This window comes from Sphingobium sp. B11D3A, from assembly GCF_025961695.1.
Taxonomy (GTDB): domain Bacteria; phylum Pseudomonadota; class Alphaproteobacteria; order Sphingomonadales; family Sphingomonadaceae; genus Sphingobium.
Genome location: NZ_JAOQOE010000002.1, coordinates 87,509 through 108,865 on the forward strand (window position 1 = coordinate 87,509; position 21,357 = coordinate 108,865).

Consider the following 21,357-nt stretch of genomic DNA (forward strand, 5'->3'; position numbering starts at 1 on the left):
GAGGTGTCTGAGCCGGTCCATTATCGTGATCATCGGGCGAACCTCACTCGAAGAAGCTGCTGTTGTCGACCTTGAGCTCGATGTCTCCGGGATCAACGCCCAAGGGATCCGCAACGGAGCAGATGACCGTCGCCTCGTAGGGATAGGAGTCCGATGCTCGAAAGCCGATGTCGCCCCTCACGTCAGAGTTCGATCCGTACTGCAGCGCGACGCTGACGGTGCCGGCTACCTCGTACCTGATTGTCTCTGAATTAATATCTTTGACCTCAATGGCATCGATCCAGTGGTGATCTACCGTGGTGTGCGTCGACAGCTCGTCCAGCTCCTGGATCGTCTCCGAAATCAGCCGTTCGAACACCCTGTTGTGCAGCGCCGTTGCCACAGCATCCCGGACGGCACTCCTGCTGTCCTCCGCCGCATCAAGAAGGGTGTCGACTGCGTCGAGGACGTCGTAGAACAGTCGCCTGACCGCTGTCCCCTCGGTCAAGATCGTATTCGGCCTAACGTGGGTGGACCTGTTCAGACCGTTTATCATGTCCGCCAGCGCCTTCGCATCAGGGGCCACTTCAATCTTCAGTTCCTCCCTCAAAAACTCATCGGGAAGTCCCCCCTTGATGATGTAAGTCGCGCGCTGCTTTCGCGTGACGGTGTCAGTATCTTCCGCCTGCACAAACCAAACGCACCCACGGACCTCGTCGTCGGGCGCGAGCTTGTGGATAATATGGTTCACAGCTTCACGGAGCCCGGTCGCCAGGAAGTTGCCGCGGATCGGGTTGCTCTTCTGCTTCCCGACCTTGATACAGCCACGAAGGACTGTCTTCAGGAACCGGTCCCCCGGAAACAGCGCACTCAGGGCACGGGAAGCCTTCCCGATGTCACGCCACGACGGCACCTTGTCCGCCATTCACCCCGTCTCCTTTAGCCGCCGATCTTCCCGGAACCCTTGCGAATAACGGTAAAGCCAGGGTTCTCAGCTTGAAAGGCAAAAATAGTGCGAGCCGCAGCTCCGCATCTTCACCGCAGATCGCGCGGCGGGGGTTATCAAGTCCGCGGCCTCAATCTAAGGGCGGCTTTAATCTAAGGGCAGCTTTCAAGCTCGGCTTGAGGCGACGTGAATGGCCAATCCGAGGGCCGCAAAGCCGACCCGCTGGTTTGCGCGACCCCAATGGCGGGTTTCAGCAAAGACCTCCCGCTCCCATCAACGTCGCTCAACGACTTGTGTTGGTCGAAGGCGGTCATTGCGCTGGTGCGATCGAGCGTCCGCTTTGTCACAATGAGCTCAAGGGCGGATAGTTCGGATCATCCGGAAGCAGTCAGGCCATTATCATCCTATAACACCCCCGTCGCGCTTGACTCACAAAGTGCCGCTGCCTGTTCGGGGGCGAAGCGTCGTTCTTGTGAGGTGGCGCGGTTTCTGTTATGTTCTAACCGAGGTAAGTGTTTATGTCTGATCCGTATCATCCATCGCGCGATCCGCACCATTCCATGTACTGGAATCAGGATAGTTCTCGTTCGAACTATGCAGCTTATCGACGCGGTTCGGAACTTCCTGGCGTGCATCGGCGTATCGAGCCATCTGATGATCCGAGGATTTTCTGGGGAATAGTTGCCGTGATGGCTGTTGGTTTTGTGGTGATTACTCTCGCATTTTTCAAAGTATTCTAACGCAGACGATCGCGTGTGGCTCTCGCGATCGTCACTCTCCATTTGCTGGATCGGGCCCTTTTACACGATCCCGTAGATCGTCCACTCCCGGCACTATTCCCCACTGTTCACCGGCAACGCGATCCTGCATGTCGTGCCCTTCCAGTCGTGCGTGGGCCACTTTGTTGCGCAGATCATCATGCCTGCCTGTCGTGAACTCGCGCCCCGCATCGAGGTGTGCGGCTACATTGTTCTCCAGGTCCGCATCTCGACCGCCGCTGGCGCCAGTCGATGGCCCTTGAGAAGCTATCCCCGCTCTCGCGCCGTTGCCCCATGACGTGACGGCTTCGCGCGTCGATGAAGCAGGGCCAGGCAGGGTGGGAGCTGGCGGCGATGGCAGCGGCGGCAGATCGTTCTTCATTTGGTCTACATAATGCTCTTCAAAACGACGCATGGCGCCATCCCGCACCGCAGCTTGCGTTGGCGACACAGCGACCATGCCAGGGTCCCACCCACTGTTCTGGACCATAGGATTGGTCATCTTCTCTTCCTGCCACCACTGCACAAAATCCTGGCTCATGTTGCGCGTCCAGTTGAACCCATTGCTTTGTGCTTCGGAAAGGACGCTCTCGAACCTCTTGCCGGCATCTTCATAGCGCGAGGCCTCGCGGCTCAGCGACCGGGCTTCGGTAATGCTGGCACTGGTGCGTTCAGTCAGTCCGCGGACGTGGCTATCTTGTGTCGAGCTGGTCTCGCGATAGAAGCTATCCCGGTTCTGACGCGCGGCCTCGCTGTTTGATTCCTGGCGAAGCCAGTCTTCCGCGTCCATGAGCTTCTGCGCCTCCGAAGCTGACAGGCTCGAGCGTGAACTCTGGCCTGTTTCATACTTTCCGCCCAAACTGCCAGAAATTGAGCCGTCAACCGGGCCGAACTTACCTCCGAGCCCCAGCGACGCTGTCAGACTTGCATTGCCTGTCAGGGAAGCATCGCGGGAAGCGTGATCGGCAGCCTCCTTGCTTAACCCAAATTCGCTTTGCAGGCGTTCGGACCACGATTGCTGCTGCTGTGACATGCGCTCGATCGAGCTGTTTGTGCCACTGCCCTGGTCGCGGCTGAAGCTGTCACTATGCTGGACTGTGTTAAACAGTTCTGTCGCCTGCGAGCGCGCGGCCGACCAGCTCTGATTGGCGGCTTCCCGCTTCTGCGCGCCCATGTTCTGATATTCTGCCGCGCTTTTCCGCGCCTCTGCCTGAAACCCGCTGGACATGGTTGGCGCAACGGGAAGCTGAGAAATGCCCTGGCTGCTATCGAACACCGTACCGCCACCGGACATCTGGCGTTCCCAGCTCCCGTCCTCGCGGCGGTTGCTGACCACGCCCGCGCCGGTGGAAATGTTGGGCGCCGTGTTCCACTGATCGTTGGACGCTGTGTTGATCGTGCGGTTGGCAAGGCTCACATTGCCATAGCTGTAATTGCCGGTGGTTTGCTCCTGGGCCGCTTCCTCGGCCGCGCGCTGGCTTGGCGCAAGGAAACTCGCCGAATGCGACGCGATCGACATAGCGCCTTTGGCCATGCCGGCAGCGATGAATGGCACTGACATGATCATATAGCCGGCCAGTGCGCCAATATCCTGATTGATGGCGGACACGCCGTCGAAATTCGCGGCCGTAAGCCCCCCACCCTGCCATGCGCCGATTGAGGCGCCCCAACGGGTCATGAAGATCATGTTGAGGACCACGAACAATGGTCCCCAGCTCGCCAGATAGAAGAATCCGAGCATATATCCCTTGGCGACGCCGGTCCCCTGCCCCGGCATCAGCATGAGCGGGAAAATGATCGGGAACATCGCGTAGAAGACGACCGTCAGGACGATGTTGAGCAGCGGAACCCATTTCATCGCGCCAGAGGCGATCGTCGCATAGGTATTGCGCGTCTGCGTTTCCGCGCGGATCTGTGCGAACGTGTCGGTCGCACTGGACGAGCCTCCGGAGGCGGCTGTGGCCTGGACCAGCGCATTGACCAACATAGCTTGCCTCACCAGCCCTTCCGAGGTCGAGGCCGTGCCACCAAGGCTCACGCTGCCCACCTGCCCGATCTCGTTCATCTTGCTCTGCGCCGATGCGGCCGACAGATCGGGGAAGAACTGGCGCGCGATACGCGGCAGCGCTGCATTGTAATAGGTCGACCAGCCCTGCTGCAGATTGGTGTAGGCATCCCGGCAACTGATGATGGCCTGCGATCCATCGGACGCGAGCCATATTTGCGAGAGCGATATGGCTCCCGGCCCCATGGCGGCCAGCATGTCGGGACTGTCCATGAGAGCCGCCGCCGTCTTGCGGCCGATCATGACGTCATAGAACACGCACTGGCGAAAATGCTCCTGCAGGTTCGTCGCAAGGACCGGATCGTTGATCCGCAGGCCCTGCGTCGCCTCAAGGAGCCGCGCGCCATAGATGATACCGCCCGTGCTGTAGTTGAGGGCGCCGGGCATCACGAAGACGGTTTCGGCCGAGCGCGTGAGATAGTCGCCCACCTGGCTCGTAAAGCTCGCCATGAGGGCAAGGCCGACGGGCACGTTGCCGACCGCGGCGCCTTGCAGATTGGGGTTGGTGCGGTCAGTCACCTTGACGGTCATGGTCGGCACCATCAGCACCATGTACATGAGCGTAGCTTGCAGGAACCAGTTGAGCAGGACCCGATAATCGAGGTTCCACGCCATCAGCAGCAGCGCATAGGCGAGGCCCATGATCATCACCACGCGGATCATGGACCGATAGCCGCCACCCCCGGTCCAGGCTGCCACTGCGTTCAGGGTGTTGACGATATACTCGCCGCCACCGACCGTGAAGACTTCGAGCATCCCCCTGCCCCCTTCCTAACCTAGCGCAGGCCCTGCGCCGAAAGCGCGCGGCTGAACGACAGCGATGCTGCCATCGAGGGCGCCATGCGATGCTGCAGCGTGGTCTCGATCGCCATGGTCCGTTCGATGATCGCCATGGTGCGCGAGACGCGCGCTTCCATCTTGGCATCGCGACTGGCGACCCGCTGGCGCACGTCCTGCAGCTGCGCGAGGAACTGATTGGTCTTTTCTGCATCGCCGGCATTGACCAGGCCGCCGCGCGCGCCAGAGACCTGCTCGAGCATCTGCCCGACGATCGCGTTCAGCATGTCGAGCGCCACGATCTCGGAGAGCGAGTCCATTTCGCTGGAGGACAGGCGGAACCCGGAGGCAGCTTGAACCGCAATGATCTTGTAGATCGGGACGCTCGCGATCGAGAGCAATTGCCGCTCCTCGGTCGTGAGGGCCTGATCGAGGATCGCCTTGTCTCCCATCGAGAGAATGAGCTGGCGGACGTGCGGGATCAGGGCTGCGCTTCCCAGCGGCGCAAGGGTGCGGGTGGTGGTGGACAGGCACGCCGCCGTGTCGACGCATCCGAGCATCGTGACCGGCTTTTCGCCGTCAAGAAGTGCATCGAGGACCGGCCCGACCTGTCCGCCGATAAACTGGATGTTGGGCTGGTCGGTATCATTGGCGCGCTTGGGTACGATGATCGTCCCGACCATCGTCATGACCAACTCACGCATCTCCTGGCTTTGCGCGCCTAACGGCGAGGCCTTGATGAGATCCCACGCATAGTTCTTCGGGCCTGCCATTTGCGCGGCGAGAGCGGGATCTGTATTGGCGTTAAGCGTGCTGGTCTGCTGGCCACCGTTGCCGCAACCCTGACGCGAGCGCGCCCAGTCCGAGAAAATGCCCTTGGACGTGCCGATGGTCTGACAGACTCGATCGGTGACAAGCTGATCGCGCGGCAACATGCTTCCCACCAGCGCAGCGCCGGCCTCGCAGGAACTCAGGTTCATGTCATTTGCCTGCTGCGCAATCTGCTGCATCTTGTCCATGACGCCGCCGATTTGCGGCGAGATCGCATCGATGGCGAGCTTGAACGCAAAGCCCAGCGCATTGTTGGCGACCGCCTTCATCATCGCCACCAGCTCGCTTGCATTGACGAAACTGAAGCTGCCGGTGAACATGTCGATGCCGCCACAGCCTGCGCGCACTTGCGGGAGCTGCAGATTGGCGGGGTAGACGGTCTTTTGCGGGAAGCGGGTCCACACCGAGCCGAGCGAATAATAGCCCGCCGATTGGCCCTGAAAGGCTGTTGGCCCGGTCACATTGGCCGAGCCGCCCATTTCCTGAAAGAAGCCGGTCATGTCTGCGCCAACGCCGGCGCGCGCCGGGGCGAGAGCCATGGCGGCCGACACGGCGATTGCGCAGGTTGAGCGTGCGAAGCGAGCAAGTGTGGATTTGCGCATCAGAAGTCACTCCCGACCTTGGTGTGTGTCAGCGTGAAGATCCGTTCGGTAATCTCGTCGGCCGAGAGGATGCCGGTTCCGATCGGGATCGGGCGCCGGGCCTGCGTGTCGTAAAGCACAAGTGCCGGCGTCGCGCGTGAGGTCAGGCCCATTTTCTGATGCTGCCCAACATCCACGACATAGTTGGGGAAAGAGCGGTTCGGTCCGCCGTCCATCGAGACGGCCACGACCTGGAATCCGCTCTGATCTGCGAGGGCCTTGAGGATCGGGCCGAACACTTCACAGGCGCCGCAATTCTGGGCGTAGAAATAGAAGATGCCATAGCGCCGCGAGAGATTGCGCAGCGCGGCGTCCTGATCGACCTTGCGCGCATCGAGCCATGCCCGCTTGCCGAGTGTCGAGACAGGCCGTTGCAGCGTGTAGTCCAGCTCGGGGTTCTGCCAGATCGAGCGCTGCCATTGATCGGAGAATGTCGAGGCGCGATCCAGTTGTTCACGCTGGAAGCGGACATAGGCCGTGATATTTTCTTCAGTCGGTTCGAGGATCGCGCGTGCCTTCATCTCGTCGAGCTTTTCACGGATCATGGCCAGCCTCTGGGCCGCTGACATCGCCGGCGCCGCCGACTGCTCTGGCTCCTGCGCTTTAGGCCGCTCGCAGTAGAACCAGGTGCCGAGCTTGCGTTGCCCGCAATAGAGATCATCCTGCGGCGTCGATGAGAGTGCCTGCGCCGGTTCGGTCGTCTGAGCCTGAAGCGGCATGGCGCTCACCAGCGCCAGAACGCCTAGCCACTTACTCGTCTTCATCGCTTGCCTCCCTTTCTTGCAGAATATTGCCGCCCGTGAGGGTCCAGATGCCCGCCTTCATGATCGGCCGACGCATCTGTTCGACCACTTCGCGGCCGAGCGCGGTGGTGTGGTAGATCTGGCGCTGGCCGATCTGCTCAAGCCAGCCCAGGGTCATCAGGCGGTCGAGCCACCCGATCACCTCTTCGACCGAGATCGGGCGATCGAACCAGGTCAGGAGCGAGGCCACGACTTCCTCACCCTCAACAGGGCGATCCGCGCGGCAGCGAAGCAGGATGGCCAATTCAGGGATGCTGATCTGTGCCAGCCCCGAATGGGTCCTCAATATCGCGTCATATTGTTCATGTGTCAGCGCATCGCGCGCCGGCTTCCCTTTGGAAGTCCGGTCGCGGCCAGCGCCACTCCGCCCACTCATTAATGCGTGCCCCCTGAAGACGTCTGTTCGTAATAGTCGCGGATCTTGTTCTGGATATCGCTCGCCTGTTGAGCCTGATCGGGAAGCTGTACGGCTTCGAGCATGTCCGCATAGATCTCCGAAAAATCCATTTGCGAGAGGTCGAGCTTTGCGAACTCGTCAGGGCTGAAGCCGCCACACATCGGCGCCTCTGGCTTGCCCCAATCCTTGCCGATCTGCGGGCGGCCCTGTTCCTGGATGATGCGGGTCAGCTTGGACTGATAGCAGCAAAAGGACGAGCGCTTGGTGGTGCAGACGCCCAGCACGCTTTCGGTGCAGAAGCTACCGACGCTGTGGCAAAGCCCCATGCGGTCCTTCACATCGAGGCTCTTCTCCTCATTGCTGCACGCGAACATGGTGAGAAATTGCGTGGCAACCGCAGCGATAGCACCGGGGCCAGTGCCCAGCGCGAGCTTGGCAGCAATGCCGGCAGCGCCGGTCAGCAGGCCCGAGGATTTGCCGGCACAGCAGTTGATCGCGCCGAAAATCGGCTTGTGGCAACTCTCGGCGGTGCCTTCGAAAAGCTGCATGTTGTCGGGATCGAAATCCTCGCCAACCTGGTCGATCGCGCCCATAGCGACCAGAGCATCCTTGAACTCGTCGCTCGCTTCGCGTTCGACAGTCTGGCAACTCCCGTTCATGCACCACATGTCGCCGCTGCAGATATAGCTTGTCTCGGTCTGCGCCGAATCCGGGACAGGACAGCGATAGGTTTTCTCAGCCACGCGGCATGTGCTGCCCGGCGACACATCGAGACAGGTCTCTCGAAGGAAGGTGCATTGGGCATTGCTGGCCAGTTGCGTGCAGTCGGTCTTCTTCTCACTCGTCACACATTGGCCGTCCTGCAGCGTCGCTTCCGGCGTCGAGCAGACCGACGTCATGTTCACATCCTGTGTCTGGGTCCGGGTGCACGTCGTTTGCGACAAGGCATACCCGTCCGGACAGGTCTGAGCCGCCGTCGCTGACGTCTTGCGGTAACAGGTCTCGTCCGATCGCTGGTAACCAGCAGGGCAGGTATATTGCGCGGTCGCCGGCTGCGATTGGAGCCGGCTGCACATCGATCCATTGAGATCATAGCCGACCGGGCATGTGTAGCTCGGCTCAGCCGTTTGACTGAGGATCGAGGTGCATTGCGTTCCTGAAAGCTGCCAGTCGGTGGGGCACCGGTATGTCAGTTCCGCAGGCTTCGTGTCTGACGCTGCGCACGATGTACCCGTGAGGGTGCCGCCGCTTGGGCAAGCGTAGGTTACCGAAGCGCTCTGGCTCGTCGTGGCAGAGCAGGACGTGCCAGAAAGCGTCTGTCCGGCGCTGCAGCTATAATTCGTGGTGGGCGTCGAAACCTGGCTGACCGTGCAGCTGCTGCCCGCAAGATTGCCTCCGCTGGGGCAGGAATATTGGATTTCCGTTCCAACATAGTTGGTGCCGTAGCATATTGCGCCCGAGGGCGAGCCGCCACTTGGGCAGCTGTAGTTGACCGCGGCGGTGGCGGTGGCGTGATAAAGCGATGGGCAGAGTGGGTTTTGTGCATCGGTCCATGATTTGGCGCATTGATAAACCGTCTGTGGCCGCGAAAGGCAGTAAGCCTGCCCCCATAATTTGGCTTCCCCGAAGAAGGTCGCATTCGAGCATCCCCCGGACACTTCGGCTTTCCGGGTCGCGCAGACCTCCTGGCCATTGTAAACCGTATAGCGAATTGAGCTGATGCTGACGCCGCACTGGTAGCGGTTCGACCGGCAGAGCGTGCCGTCGAGAAAATAGTTCGCTGGGCAGGTGTAGACGGCATTTGCAGTGTAGTTATAGCCCTTTGCGCATTGTCCTGACTGGAGATCCCACCCCGGAGGACAGGTTGTTGTGGCCGTAGCCGCGTAGGTGGACTGCATGATGCAGGAGCCGTTGTTCAGGACCTGACCGCTGGGGCACACGAGCGTGACATCTGCAGGCCGCGTGACGGTTTGCTGGCAGGTTGCTCCAGACAGGAAGAAGCCGCCGGGACAGGAATAGGTTGGTGTGGCCTGATAGGTTCTCGATGCGTTGCAGCTTGTGCCGGTCAGTTGATAGTCCGCCGGGCAGGCATAGATCGGGGTGGCGGACTGCTGGAGGGTCCGTTTGCAGGTCGTGCCCTGCAAGGCGTAATCCGCCGGGCAGGAATAGCCCGAGATGGAAGCCGCCTGGCTTAGGGTTTTGGTGCAGCTGGTGCCCGACAGGGCAAAGCCCGATGGACAGCTATAGCCTGTGAGGGTCGGAGCCTGCGACGACGTGCAGCTTGTGCCTGACAGTGTTTCCCCGGGCTGACATGAGTATGTGGTCTTGGCCGGCTGCGTTTGCGTTATCGAGCAGGTCGTGCCCGAAAGGGACCAGCCTTCGGGACAGCTATATTGTGTCGTCGGTTCGGATGTCGAAATGGCCTCGCCAACGTCGCAGGTCGCTTCGTAAGTCGCCGGCGACCCTTGCTGCGAAACGGGCTCGCACTGGCCTTGCGAATTGTGGGTCTCGATGCCCGCAATCGCAGCTGCATCGTCGTTGATCTGGCGGCCGCGCGCTGCAATGCTCTCGATCTCGCTGGGATCGATCTGAGCGCGATTGTCGTCGGCCGAGCGCATGAGACCATAGGCTTCATTCGACGCTGCAGAGCCACTGGCGTTCATCAGCTTGTCGTCGCTGCCGCCCATCAGGCCGCTCAAATCCGACGGCGTGCCCTGATATCCGGGCATCGTATCGGCAGTGACCTCACGGCCCGGTATCTCGGCGGCCGATGGAGCGAGATCCTTGGCGAATTGCGATCCGTCATTTTGTGCTGCCTGCATTGAGCCGGTCTGCGCTTGCGCGCCGGCGATCAGCATCAGGGGCAGGAGAATGGCAAAGCGCTTCACGAGCCTGACCTCTGCAGATTTGAAAGGGCCGTGCGCGCCACCCGCGCACCAGGACCGCCACCGTCCGCCATGGTTTCCAGGGCGTAGGAGACGGTGACATTGCCGCTCAGCTTGTCGAAGGGCGGAACATCGGTTTTGCAGTCGAACCCATCGCAGCTATCGAAATCCGACGTGACCACCACGAAGGCCGGCACGGCCTCGACTGCAAAGGCCCGGAATAATCGCGGATCGATGCCGACGTTCACATTGTCCGAACGGCCTTCGAGAACCTTGGCGATCCCTTGCTGAAACGCCTTCATGCTGTTGCCCGGAAAGCCCCGGAACACGACTGCCCCCCCTGCCCTTGTCGTATCGCGGATCAGCGGCTTGAGGCTGTCCGCCGGCATCGACAGCGAGGCGAACACAATGAACTGGGGCGCATTGCCGCGCTGGTCGGGATCGGCAGCGCTGGCCACGATCGCATCGAAATCGATCGGCCCTTTGATACCGCCGCGCAGGGCGTCTGCATTCTGCCCAAGGTTGGCATGCCCTGCCTCGACAACGGCAAGAGCCTCTTCCCGCACGCTTTGGCTTCGGCGTGTAACCTCGTCGGCAAGCGCCTGAGCATCAACCGCATGGCCGCTGGCGCGTTGTGTAATAGCCTGAAGATCGAGGCCCTGCACCGTTTGTGCGACGGCATAGCCCGCGACAAGAAGTGCGGCGCCGGAAAGCACCCAGATGATCGATTTGCGCATGAGAGAGTCCATCACAGCACGCAGCAATTGCGTTTGCGCCACACGAGGTAGCCCATGTCTTCACCGGAGACGGGAATGACCTGACCCGAACCGGGCTTGAGGTCCGACGATCCCATCGCCGGGCACGCCCAGCGCCCTTTCACCATTGGCGAGGGGTTGACCGCCTGAAAGCGGTACTGTTGCTTGCGCAGGATCGGCATGGGATATTTGCCGCACAGGCCCGAGCCGCCCATCGTCCCCCAGGCAATGCCCTGGCGGTGAATCTTGTAGGCAAAGCGCGAGAGAGCGAGGCGCGAGGCCTGCACATGGCCGATATGGGCCGAAACATTGCCGTTCATCGGGTACATCGCGCCCTGACAGCCAGCACACCAGAATAGCGGATCGAGCGGGAGCTTCATCGTCGCTGCCGCGCAATCGGCCGCGCAAGCCGCCTGTGCGATCGGATTGGCGAACAGAGCGACTTCTGGATTGATGAGGGCCGTGAGTGTATCGTCCTGCCAGAGCGGATCGATCTCAGTGACATAGCCGATATCGAAGCTGGCTTGCTCCAGACAGGCCGCGTCGGTCAGCAGCTCCATCCAATACATGAGCGGATAGACATACCAGTGGACGTGCCACTTTGAGCCCGTGTCATGGCCATCGCGACCGCGCTTGGCTTTGCCATATCCGATGTCGAAACCCGGTGCGATCTTCTTGCCGCCCAGGTTCACGAAACACCATGGCTTGGTGGAGACGTCGGCCATGCGAACCGGCTCCCAAAAGCCCATCGCAAGGCCAAGGCGCGGGAGTGGCGATCCGCACGCGCAGATCGGCGAGTTCGGGTTATCCGTGTCGGGGCGACCGGCGACCGAAGGGAAGATTTTGAGCGCCCCCACCGAGAGCGGAAACAGGCACGACCAGCAAATGTCCGTGATCGGATTGGGAAAGCGGCCCGTGCATGAGCCCGGCGTCGAGGCGCGGGCTTCCGGGGCGCTGCCCAGAGCCAGCAGAAGAACCGCGAGCATGGCAAGCCCGGCGCGGCGCAAAACCCCCTGCCCCATCACCGCGACAGATCCTTTACCGTGCCTTCGCGCACCTTCATGACCTTACCGGCCTGCGTGACGATTGCAGGAACCGCGCGGATGCCGAAGCGGTCGACCAGATATCCGCCCTGGTCGAAGAAGAACTGGCGCTGATGGGCCGTCATGGCGTCCAGCGGCGCGCCCTTGACCATGATGATCTTGGCGTTCTCAGCGGTGTAGGAGGCCAGTGCCCAGCGCAGCTGCTCGCGATCGTCGCCGTCGATGAAGACGAGCGCCTGACGCACCTGAATGAAATCCAGCGGATTTGCGCGCTGTCCGGCCTTTACGATGATGTTGCCGGCAGTGTCCTTGATGTCCTTGTCGATGACGATCGCCGGATCGTAGGTCCAACTCCGCAAGCTCTGCGCCTTGGTCATGCCGGCGACCGGATCGGGCCGGCGCACCTTGCGCTCGGTACGCTCCGCCATCTCCCGGTTCATCCGCTCAAGCGACCCATCCGCTTCGAGGCGCTTGAGGCGCGACTGGATCGACATCAAAAGGTCGGGCTCTGTCACGACGAACAGCGCGCCGTGCTGGCCATAGTCCTTTGCCGCCACAGGCGCAGCAAGAGCGAGCGTTGCGCACGCAGTCAGGGCGAAGAGCGCGCGCATCACAAGACGCTCGCAATACCGGTGCCGACGATCTGACCACCGCAGATGAAGCCGATCGCGGCATAACGGCTATCGAACCCGTCGGGATGCGCGGAGCCGGCATAGTAGCAGCCCTTGGGTATGACGCCGGTCGGCCCGGGTGCCAGAGGTTCGCCGCGCTTGGAAACGGGCTTCATCGTGCCGACATGCCGGCCACCGACATAGACCAGCGGCCCAACATGCGTGACCACCTCGCCCGGCATACCCAGAACTGTCTTGCCGAAAATCGGGCGGCCGGCTCCAAAATGCGCGATCACAAGCGCATTAGCGGGCGGCACGAAGAAGATTGTTCCGCCGCTCTCCGGACGGCCTGAGCTGTCCACCACAAACGCCCAATTTGGCAGGCTGCCTGTGCGGTTGACTAGAAATCGGTAGCTCTCAGCCATGTCGGCCGCTTGGCTCCAAGCCAGGACGATGCCGATCAGGATCAGCCCCGCCTTCCAGAATGGCAGCGGACGAGAGGTAGGGAATTCAGCGATTGGCGCTGGCATTACCTTGCTCCAAAGCCGGGGCGGACTGCGCTGCCGGGGGCATGGCGGGGATGACCGATGAGGGACGAGCCGGTGCGGACGCCGATGCGACCATGGCCTCGCCGACCTTCGCGCGGATCTGCGGCGTAATGTCCGGCACGGATTCAGAAATCACCGCCTCGCTCACAAGGATGGTCTCGCCGGCCTGTGCGCGTGCCTTGAGGATGCCCTGCAAGGTCGCCATGAAATGCGCCGTTTCGCGCTCGACCTGTTCGGGGCTGTTGCCAGAGCGCGCCTGCGCCATCACGAAATCGTTGATCATCGCCGAAAGGCTGACCGAAACGGTCCGGCGCGCCTTGAGCTGGTCGACCTCCTGCGTCAGCCAGACGCCCCAGACGAGCGCACCCACCGCGACTACGCCGCCCAAGAGCTGGGGCCAGGAAAAGCCGGCAAAGCCGCGCGGCTTTGTAGGCGCGGGGGCGGTAAGTTCAGTGTTCATGATTGTGCGTCTCCGCTAGGCGCGAGACGGGTCTGCAAGCTGGCTTTGCGGCTCACGCAAATGATGAGGAACAGCGCCGACCACAGCACTGCGAGGAGGAAATCGAACTGCGCGCGCGCCAGCTCGGCAGCAGCGCTGTAGTGCGCGCCAAGGTTTGTCACTTCATGCCAGAAGCCGAGCGGGCTCCCGTCGCTCATGGACCAAAGGACAAGGACCATAGAGCCACAAGCGGCCAGGGCATTGAGCGCGGCCCAAGGTGCCAGGGCGACCAGCAACGCCCATGCGCGCGCGATCCGCACCCAAAGACGTTTGGCAAGCGCGCGCGGCGCCCTCCCCCCATGGAGGCTCAAACGCATCTGCCCGTTCATTCTGCTGCCTCCTGCTTATAGGCGAAGGAATTGGCCTGTGCGTGCCACTTGCTTTCGTCATCTGGAAAGGCGACGCGCTCGATCGCAGGGCCAAGCGAATGGCCCGCAGCAACCAGCGCCTCGATCCGCGCAAAGACCTGCGGACTGGATGAGAAAATCGTGTTGGAATAGGCGTCCAGAACGAGGCGGCCGACGCCAAGGGAGTCCGGCCCCTTGATCATCACTTCGGAGTAATCACCGCCGCTGCGCTTGAGCGAGCGCATCAGCGCCTCGGTGCCACCGCGCATATCGAAGCGCTGGAGGTTCGAGAAATCGGCGATTGTTTCGGGCTTCTGCTGCAGGACCGCAAACCAGTCGCTGTTTTCCAGCGCGGCCTTGGAACCGGCAGCCGCGTAATAGTCGTTGAGGGATTGCGTGGCGGTGATGAGCGCCGACCCATATTTGCGGCACGTGCGCGCATAGGTCTCGACAAATTCTGCCATGGCGCCGCCCTTGAGCAATTGCCACGCTTCATCGATCAGCAGCGCCTTGCGGGTCGAGCGATCGGCCCGCATCGCCTTGGTCGAGAGGAACATGATCGCCGTTAGCACGACGTTGCGCAGCTCCTCGCGCGCCGCCAGATCGGACAGCTCGAAGACGGTCAGATTGGCATCGATACGAACCGTTGCCCGCCCCTTGAAGAACGCGCCATAGGTGCCCGCGCTTGAGAAGGGGCGCATAGAGATCGCCAGTTCCTTGGCACGGGGATGGCCGTCCTCTTCCAGCGCCGCAATGACGCCATCGATCGAACCATCGCTGCCGTGGCGATCCCATTCGAGGTTGACGGCGCCGTCGATCAGACCGCGTTCGGTATCGTCGAGGCGATCCATGTGCCGCGCCATCTGGGCAATGATCGCCTTGAGCATCCCCATGGCATCGAGCCGATAATCCTCATCATCGCCGGCGAGCTGGCGATCGATCATCGAGAAGGGATTGAGGCAGAAGCCCGAGCTCATCGTAAACTCGATAAAGTCGCCGCCCTGCAGCTTGGCCGAATGCTCGAAGGAGCGCCCGTCATCGATGACGATCAGCCTGGACCCTGCCCCGACCATCGCCGCGGTCAGCTCCTGCAGGAAGACCGACTTGCCCGATCCGGACTTGCCGATCACAGCGACGTTATGGTTGCCGGCGCTGTTTTCGAAGGGCGACCAGAAGAAGGGCTGTCCGCGCCTTCCGATGAGCAGCATGTGCGGCACCGGGCCGCCATTGAACTCCCCCTGCATCGGCGCGATGTGTGCAGCCGTCGAGGTCAGCATCGTGCGCATTCGCTTGAGGCGTTCGTAATCCCTGGCGAGGCCATTGCCGAACGCCATGGGCATAATGCTCATCAGGCTCGGAATCTGCATGTAGCGCTCGTCGAGCAGATCCCATCCGGCGCCCTTGAACACGGCCTTCACGGCGCGTTCGTTGGTATCGCCCTTCCCCAGCGGCGAAATGCTCGTGACGCCGAAAAAGACACGAACCAGCTTCTGGCCGGCGCGCATCTGATCCTGGACATATTCCCACTCGCGGCTCTGATCGCGCAGCGTCGGCATGAACCGAACCGATCGCGTCTCGGTCAGGCTCGTGGTTCGCATGAACTTGTAGCTGGCCTTGCCGGCCTGCTTTTGCTCGTCGGGATATTCGATGCACAGCACGGTTGCGACCGGACACGGCATCCGCAACTTGTCGGAGAAGAGATCGCCGATCAGGTTGACGCTATCCCAGGGCGCCCAATGCTTGGGGAGGTTGCGCACTGCAAAGCTGCGCACGTCGAAGCTGTCAGGATGGATTTCACCGATGGCAGGCGTATCGGCCCGTGACTGGCCGCTCGCGCGGAATCGCTCGGTTCGCAGGATCAGGCGCTCAGGCTCGACCCGAATTTCCATATCGCGGCGCACGGCCTGGTCGGCGATGGAATCAAATGGATTATACTCGGTCGGATCTTCGCCAGAGGCCGTGGTCGGCGAGGTCAGATCATCGATCAGCGCCAGCAAATGCGCCGGCTCAACCGCGCGCACATGCAACTCGATCGACTTGAGCATCGCGCTCATGGCATCGCGCAGCGAGACCAGCTCGTCATTGGCGACCGATGAGCCTTCGGGCACGGCAAGCGAGATGAAAACCTTGTGGGTGCGCAGATGGAACGGCGCGTCGGCCGACAGGCTCTCCCATACGCCGGCCTGGAGATGATCGCAGCGGTGACGCGCAATCTGCTCGTACACGCCGCCGCTGGCGTAGCGCGGCGCATACCAGCGATCGAGCGCATCAGCGACGCGCGGACTGGCCCAGTGCATGATCTGGATGCAGGCGCCCTGCGGAATGCCTTCGGACAGAAACTGGCCGATAATCTCGCCGGTGCGTTCGTCCGCGCCAATCAGCGGCGACACCACAAGCACGAACCCGCGCGAGGCGCTGTTGAAATAGAGACCGCTCGCAGGATCGTAACTGCGATAGGGAAGCCAATGCGCAAGCATCGGCACGTCAGGCGCACGCGCGGGGCGGTCGGTTCTGACCGGACCACCCAGCACATTGCCAAGGAGGGCTTCAAGGAAGCCGGTCATTGCAAGGCGCTCTGATCGATGCTCAGCGCCGGCGCGCGGATCAGGCTTGCGGCGGGCGCTGCCTTGGGCTCGCTTGCAGGCGTTGCCGCCTTGTCATCGCTCGACTGCGGACTGGCCAGCGCCGAGCGAACCTGGGCTTCGATTTGCTCGCGACGTGTCGTGCGCGGCGCTGTCACCTCAGAAGGACCAACAACGGAGAGCGACGGCGCACGCACGGCAAGATCCATGAGGCCGGTGGCGCGCTGCATCGGCCCGCTTGGTGCTTGAGGCCCAGCCAAGGATGGGCGTTCAAGCGGCTCAGCGTGAACCACGGTGGCTTCGCGCCAGCGACCGAACCGGTCCATGCGTGTGGGCAGGACGATCTTCATCGCGGCAGACGAGTGCTGTCCATCGGTAATCACGCTTGGCGCCAGCTTACCTTCTCCGGCAGCTATGAGGGCAAGAGCCTGATCGTCGATCGCGCTGGTCGGCGCACACATGCCGCTGGGTGCGTTGCAGGTGAAGCTCCCCTTCACATTGTTGCGCAGAAGCGAGCAGCCCGACAATGCCGTCAGAGCCACGATGCTTGTGAGGACAATGGTCGCTGCCCGCGAGGAACGCGCCGCGTTCACGACGCGCCTCCGGCAATCCAGCGCTCAAGAACGTCGCGTGGCCGATAGCCCTCCAGCAGGGCGCCATCGGCGCGAACGATGACGGGCGTCCCGGACAGACGATGCTCGCGGGCAAAGGCCTCATTGGCATCGAGGCCAGAAGTGTCGCAGCGACCTTCCGGCAGCGCCTCGCCCGCATAGGCTGCGCGAACGGCGCGGGCCTTGTCCTTGGCGCAATAGACACGGTTGGCCAGATCGCGACTGCCAAGGATCGAGATCGGCCGTTCCATCACGCGGACGTTCATTTGCTCCAGCGTGGCGGCAAGCTGGCGGCAATAACCGCAACGGAAATCTGTAAAGATCGTCACGGTCGGCGCGTTGGCCTTCCCCCAGACGATCGCGCCCGATGTGCCGAGCTTCGACACATCGAGCTTCACAGGGCGAGGCGCTGGCGCTGCTGCCGCCGCCGCTGCTGCTGGCACAGGCGATGCCGACGCCCCGGCAAAGTCCTCGCTCTGCTGCTCGTTGCGCGCGGCGCCGCCCAGGAGCGTTTCCGGATTGATCTCGAGGAGACGCGCGGCGGTCAGATCCTGCCGCGCTTCCATGTCATAGACACGGCCGACTACGAGATAGCGCGCGCTGCTGTCCGTGTAGAACAAGGTCTTGCCCGCCACCACTTCGCACAGGCCCGACAGCTTGCCGCAATCGACCGAGGAGATTTGCGTGTTGGGCAGGCGGGCCTTCAGACGCGCTGCCACGGTCTCGTTGCTGCTGCCTGCAGCGAGGACGGCGCCGCCACCGAGAAGGCCGCCGACAATGCCGCCGACGATCAAGGATTTTTGCCAGATTTTCATGCTCAAATTCCTCAGTTCCGCACGAAGGCGCCTTCAAGAAAGACGATTTCCACATCGATGCCGGTCGGCATTTCGATGACCGGCTGATATTGCTCGGCACGCTCGATCAGATAGTTCGAGACCCGGTCGCCCGAGGTTGAAATGCCTTCGCCTAGGCCCGCCTGCGCAATGTCACCGGGAGACAGCTTCTGGCGCTTGCCATCGACGATGGTGTTGGTGCCGGAGAGATAGCTGTTGGTGTTCATCGAGAAACCACGGCCCACACCGCCAACCATACCGGCAAGAAAAGCCTGCATGGCAAGATTGCCTTCGCGGCTCACCACCCTGCCCCGCACGCCCGTCTTGCCGCCGAATGCGATGAAGCCTTTGACTTCCGATTCCGCGTAGCGCCCCTTCGCATCGGGACAGGTCATCCGCGCGAGTTTCACATAGACTTTCTCGCTGGACAGATCGCCGCGCGCCGACCCGTTGACCAGGCAGCCTTCGATGCGGGTCTTGAAGACCTTGTGCCCATCGGCCACCGAGCGAGCTGGCCCGGTGATCCGCAAGACCACGGGAAGAGGATCGCTTTGGCTCTGGACATTGGACGCGGCGTCCACACCCACAATCACCCGTGCGCGCGCGAAGCTGTTGGCGGGAAGATAGTTGGGACTATCTGTCAGCACGGCGCCGGGCCGCGATGAGGCGCCGGCTGCTGGCGTTCCGCCCGAGGGGGCCCCTGAAGCGCCAAAGTTGATAACCTTGAGTTCGCCGGGGCGGCGCACCGGGCCGTCCGGCGATTGATAGGGCTGCGGCCCACCTGGGCCATAGAGCGAGGAGGTTCCTGCAGCAGGACCAGGGGCGGTCTGCGCGGCACTTAGCTGTGAACGCAGAGCCGCGTTCTCCGATTCATAAGCGGTCAGGACCTGTCGCCCGTCGCTCTCCATGGACGCGTTTTGCGCGCGAAGCGCCTCGACTTGTGCCTGAAGCTGGCTGAGCTGATCCCCCTGCCCCTGCAGGCGGTCGAGTTGCCCCGCCTGCGCTTGCAGGCGGTTCTCGCTCATAGCGATCCATTCTTTCTCGGAGAGATTGCGCGCGCCCAGTTCCCCGGTCGAGATCTGCACATCGCTCGCAGCGAGGTCCTGCGCATTGGGGTCCTGACTGGCCGGTGTGCGTCCTGAGAACAGCCACCACATGGCGGCGGCGATCGCGATGGCGCTACCCCCGGCAAGGATCAGTCGTTGACGACGCAGCGCGTCGTCATTGGCCGTCATGTCGATGCTGGCGATGGTATCGCCGGACGCGCCGTCATGGGGCCGATGGTCTCGGCGCTTCAGAAAATCCAGCATACCTGCCATTGAATTTGCTCCGGTCGATCTTGCGTCAGCGACGCTGTTCGTTCGCCACGACCACATAGGCGGCGGTCGCCTCGCGGGCGGCGAGCTGCGGGCGGGAAATACTCACGGCATGAGCGCCCGCCGGCGCGATGGCGCTTTCATCCAGCACGACGCTCTCATTGCCCTTGTTTTCGATCCGCAGGACGCGGCCCGTCTGATCGAGACCCTGATATTCAGCGATCAATTGCACGGTGAGCGTGCCGACCTGGACCGGCGCAAGGGCGGACCGAGACAGACGATAGCCGGGCATGACCTGTTGCGCGGCCATTCCCTGTATGAGCCGAACGGCCGCTTCATCGGGATCGGGCGCCTCATCCTCCAGCTCTTGCGCGTCGGGCGCTGGCGGCGCGAAGGCGCGCGTGTTGGTCAGAAAAACCTGCTGCGCCTCGACCTTCTCGACCTTGCAGGCGAACTTGTAGACGAAGCCCTTCTTGCTCGTGCCGAAGAAGGACAGGGTTCCGGGCCGAAAGCCATCTGGAACCGAGATGTAGATATCCCCGCGCGTAGGTTCATTGACCACGGAAAAATCGTCGCGAGGATCGAGCGTCTCGGTTTTTGAGACGCTGGCGAAAGCATCGTCGACCAGGCTCACGCGCGTCAGTTCGCGCGAAGCAACCGTGCAACGCACGCTGTCATTATCCTCGACCGTGAATTGCTGATCGGCCCATGCCGGGGATGCAGCGCACAATGCGATGGCGCTCAGGCCAAGCGCCAATCCCCTGTTTGGCTTGCGCGTCATGGCGCCACCTCTTGGCTCGCGTTGCTGTTCTGGTTTGTGCCCGGCTTTTCGGACTGGATGGCGCGAAAGCCGACGAGGCGCAGCTCAAGGCCCGTGTAGGTCCAATCGAACTGGAAAGTCCGCTGGACGGCTGACACTTCCTCCCGTCCGACCATCGTGTGAAGGACTCCAGTTACGGTCGAGTTCAGACCCCTGGGATCGACTGTCAGCTTTTCCATCGTGAAGAACTGCGCGACGCTGGAGCCGCGCTGATCGTCGACAATCTTGATCAGCTCGCCTTTGAGCTTTCCGTAGGCGGAAGGATGAGCGATCTTGAGGACCTGGTTCATCCGGTAGTCCGCCGACTGCGGCGTCCGATTGAACATCATCACCGCAGTGTCGCGCGTGACGAGTTCGAGATAATCGCGATCCATCGCGCGCGATGAAATGGTGACTGATCGTCCGGCGATTGGCTGCAGAACGATTTCGCGGTCCTTGACCGACGCGGCGAGCAGCGATGCGACCGTCAGCACCGATAGGCCGGCACAGGTTAGCGCGAGCATGTTACGCTGGCGCAAGACCCGTTGAGCCTGCCCCTGGCTATATTCCAGATCCATGCCTTACCCCGCCATCAAACGAATGTAGGAAGGCGGGACGGCGTTGAGCTTCAACACCTCGCTCGGCAGATACCAGTAGGCAGCATTGAGGAGCCAAGCTCCGGCACGACCCGCCTTTGCCTTGCGCAAGGTATACCAGCCCAGTGCCCCTGCAATGATGCCGACCATGAATTGCTGCGTGATGATGCCCACCACGAACGGCCCCACGGTCACGACAAGTTCGTCGATAGTCCAAGGGCCGATGCGCTCAGGCTCATCCAGCTTCGAGGGAATAGTGTATCGGTTCATAAGCCGCCCCGCCTGCCCGCCGAGCTACAAGGGAGCCCGGCAGGCTAAGAGTGTCAGATGATCGCGGTGATCGTGCTGGTGACGATTGCGGGACCAGTGGCCACGCCGATGCCAACGCCGAGCGGTACGCCGACCGATGCCATTTGGAAGCCGCCACGAGCGAGGTTCACCAGGCCGATTGCCGTCGCGACGATCGCGATCAGCGTGCCGCCCGAGCCCTGAAGGATGTTGGTGAAAAGAGTGGATGCCGGCGCGAACGTCGTGTCGGTGCCTGCGAAAGCAGGATTGATTAGATAAAATAGTGCCACAAGCAGCAGCACGGCCATGACGGCCGCGTTGAGTGCACGTTCATGGTCCCGCGCAAAGCGCAGGGACATGGTCTTGCCCATAGAGTCCTCCGATGTTTGCGAGGTGCTTCATCACCCCCACATCAAAAATCGGAAAATATGAACGTGGACGGCAAGT

21 protein-coding genes are annotated in these 21,357 nt (G+C 62.0%); 1 reads left to right on the forward strand and 20 read right to left on the reverse strand.

Annotated features, from left to right (window positions below):
- Positions 1–43 precede the first annotated feature (43 nt).
- Positions 44–904 (reverse strand): hypothetical protein, encoded by an 861-nt coding sequence (locus tag M2332_RS16470; RefSeq protein ID WP_264575037.1) that lies wholly within the window; start codon positions 902–904, stop codon positions 44–46.
- Between the two features lie 539 nt (positions 905–1,443).
- Between M2332_RS16470 and M2332_RS16475 the strand changes: the two genes are divergently transcribed.
- Positions 1,444–1,665 carry a hypothetical protein gene (locus tag M2332_RS16475; RefSeq protein WP_264575038.1) on the forward strand — a complete coding sequence of 74 codons (222 nt, stop codon included), beginning with the start codon at positions 1,444–1,446 and terminating at the stop codon, positions 1,663–1,665.
- 31 nt (positions 1,666–1,696) lie between these two features.
- On the opposite strand, the gene M2332_RS16480 is transcribed toward M2332_RS16475, so the two are convergent.
- From M2332_RS16480 to M2332_RS16570, 19 genes are read right to left on the reverse strand one after another with little or no spacing between them, the layout of a single operon-like run.
- Positions 1,697–4,504, reverse strand: coding sequence for a conjugal transfer protein TraG N-terminal domain-containing protein (locus M2332_RS16480; RefSeq protein ID WP_264575039.1), 2,808 nt, complete (start codon positions 4,502–4,504; stop codon positions 1,697–1,699).
- Between the two features lie 20 nt (positions 4,505–4,524).
- Positions 4,525–5,958, reverse strand: a complete 1,434-nt coding sequence (locus M2332_RS16485) for a conjugal transfer protein TraH (protein WP_264575040.1) — start codon at positions 5,956–5,958, stop codon at positions 4,525–4,527.
- The gene (traF, locus tag M2332_RS16490) at positions 5,958–6,761 is read right to left on the reverse strand and encodes a conjugal transfer protein TraF (protein ID WP_264575041.1); all 804 of its coding nucleotides are present in this window, start codon (positions 6,759–6,761) and stop codon (positions 5,958–5,960) included. The genes M2332_RS16485 and traF overlap by 1 nt, the downstream gene beginning before the upstream one ends.
- Positions 6,748–7,176: a hypothetical protein gene (locus M2332_RS16495; RefSeq protein WP_264575042.1), complete on the reverse strand. Its 429-nt coding sequence runs from the start codon at positions 7,174–7,176 to the stop codon at positions 6,748–6,750. The genes traF and M2332_RS16495 overlap by 14 nt, the downstream gene beginning before the upstream one ends.
- Positions 7,176–10,055 carry a conjugal transfer protein TraN gene (traN, locus tag M2332_RS16500; RefSeq protein WP_264575043.1) on the reverse strand — a complete coding sequence of 960 codons (2,880 nt, stop codon included), beginning with the start codon at positions 10,053–10,055 and terminating at the stop codon, positions 7,176–7,178. Before traN ends, M2332_RS16495 begins: the two co-directional genes overlap by 1 nt.
- Before the next feature lie 26 nt (positions 10,056–10,081).
- Entirely contained in the window at positions 10,082–10,831 is a 750-nt protein-coding gene (gene trbC, locus M2332_RS16505) for a type-F conjugative transfer system pilin assembly protein TrbC (protein WP_264575044.1), read from the reverse strand.
- The gene (traU, locus tag M2332_RS16510) at positions 10,831–11,859 is read right to left on the reverse strand and encodes a conjugal transfer pilus assembly protein TraU (protein ID WP_264575045.1); all 1,029 of its coding nucleotides are present in this window, start codon (positions 11,857–11,859) and stop codon (positions 10,831–10,833) included. The genes trbC and traU overlap by 1 nt, the downstream gene beginning before the upstream one ends.
- Positions 11,859–12,491: a type-F conjugative transfer system protein TraW gene (gene traW, locus M2332_RS16515; RefSeq protein ID WP_264575046.1), complete on the reverse strand. Its 633-nt coding sequence runs from the start codon at positions 12,489–12,491 to the stop codon at positions 11,859–11,861. Before traW ends, traU begins: the two co-directional genes overlap by 1 nt.
- Positions 12,491–13,021, reverse strand: coding sequence for a S26 family signal peptidase (locus M2332_RS16520; RefSeq protein WP_264575047.1), 531 nt, complete (start codon positions 13,019–13,021; stop codon positions 12,491–12,493). The genes traW and M2332_RS16520 overlap by 1 nt, the downstream gene beginning before the upstream one ends.
- A complete protein-coding gene (locus M2332_RS16525) occupies positions 13,002–13,499 on the reverse strand; it encodes a type-F conjugative transfer system protein TrbI (protein WP_264575048.1) in 498 nt (165 codons plus the stop codon). The genes M2332_RS16520 and M2332_RS16525 overlap by 20 nt, the downstream gene beginning before the upstream one ends.
- Positions 13,496–13,867, reverse strand: a complete 372-nt coding sequence (locus M2332_RS16530) for a hypothetical protein (RefSeq protein WP_264575049.1) — start codon at positions 13,865–13,867, stop codon at positions 13,496–13,498. The genes M2332_RS16525 and M2332_RS16530 overlap by 4 nt, the downstream gene beginning before the upstream one ends.
- Positions 13,864–16,449 carry a type IV secretion system protein TraC gene (traC, locus tag M2332_RS16535; protein ID WP_264575050.1) on the reverse strand — a complete coding sequence of 862 codons (2,586 nt, stop codon included), beginning with the start codon at positions 16,447–16,449 and terminating at the stop codon, positions 13,864–13,866. The genes M2332_RS16530 and traC overlap by 4 nt, the downstream gene beginning before the upstream one ends.
- Positions 16,446–17,060, reverse strand: coding sequence for a hypothetical protein (locus M2332_RS16540; RefSeq protein WP_264575051.1), 615 nt, complete (start codon positions 17,058–17,060; stop codon positions 16,446–16,448). The genes traC and M2332_RS16540 overlap by 4 nt, the downstream gene beginning before the upstream one ends.
- Positions 17,057–17,893, reverse strand: coding sequence for a DsbC family protein (locus tag M2332_RS16545; protein WP_264575052.1), 837 nt, complete (start codon positions 17,891–17,893; stop codon positions 17,057–17,059). Before M2332_RS16545 ends, M2332_RS16540 begins: the two co-directional genes overlap by 4 nt.
- A gap of 11 nt (positions 17,894–17,904) precedes the next feature.
- Positions 17,905–19,230: a TraB/VirB10 family protein gene (locus tag M2332_RS16550; RefSeq protein ID WP_264575053.1), complete on the reverse strand. Its 1,326-nt coding sequence runs from the start codon at positions 19,228–19,230 to the stop codon at positions 17,905–17,907.
- Positions 19,231–19,255: 25 nt separating this feature from the next.
- Positions 19,256–20,008 carry a type-F conjugative transfer system secretin TraK gene (locus tag M2332_RS16555; RefSeq protein WP_264575054.1) on the reverse strand — a complete coding sequence of 251 codons (753 nt, stop codon included), beginning with the start codon at positions 20,006–20,008 and terminating at the stop codon, positions 19,256–19,258.
- Positions 20,005–20,604 (reverse strand): type IV conjugative transfer system protein TraE, encoded by a 600-nt coding sequence (locus M2332_RS16560; protein WP_264575055.1) that lies wholly within the window; start codon positions 20,602–20,604, stop codon positions 20,005–20,007. The genes M2332_RS16555 and M2332_RS16560 overlap by 4 nt, the downstream gene beginning before the upstream one ends.
- A gap of 3 nt (positions 20,605–20,607) precedes the next feature.
- Positions 20,608–20,892 carry a type IV conjugative transfer system protein TraL gene (gene traL / locus M2332_RS16565; RefSeq protein ID WP_264575056.1) on the reverse strand — a complete coding sequence of 95 codons (285 nt, stop codon included), beginning with the start codon at positions 20,890–20,892 and terminating at the stop codon, positions 20,608–20,610.
- A 53-nt stretch (positions 20,893–20,945) separates the two neighbouring features.
- Positions 20,946–21,281, reverse strand: a complete 336-nt coding sequence (locus tag M2332_RS16570; protein ID WP_264575057.1) for a hypothetical protein — start codon at positions 21,279–21,281, stop codon at positions 20,946–20,948.
- Positions 21,282–21,357: the final 76 nt, after the last annotated feature.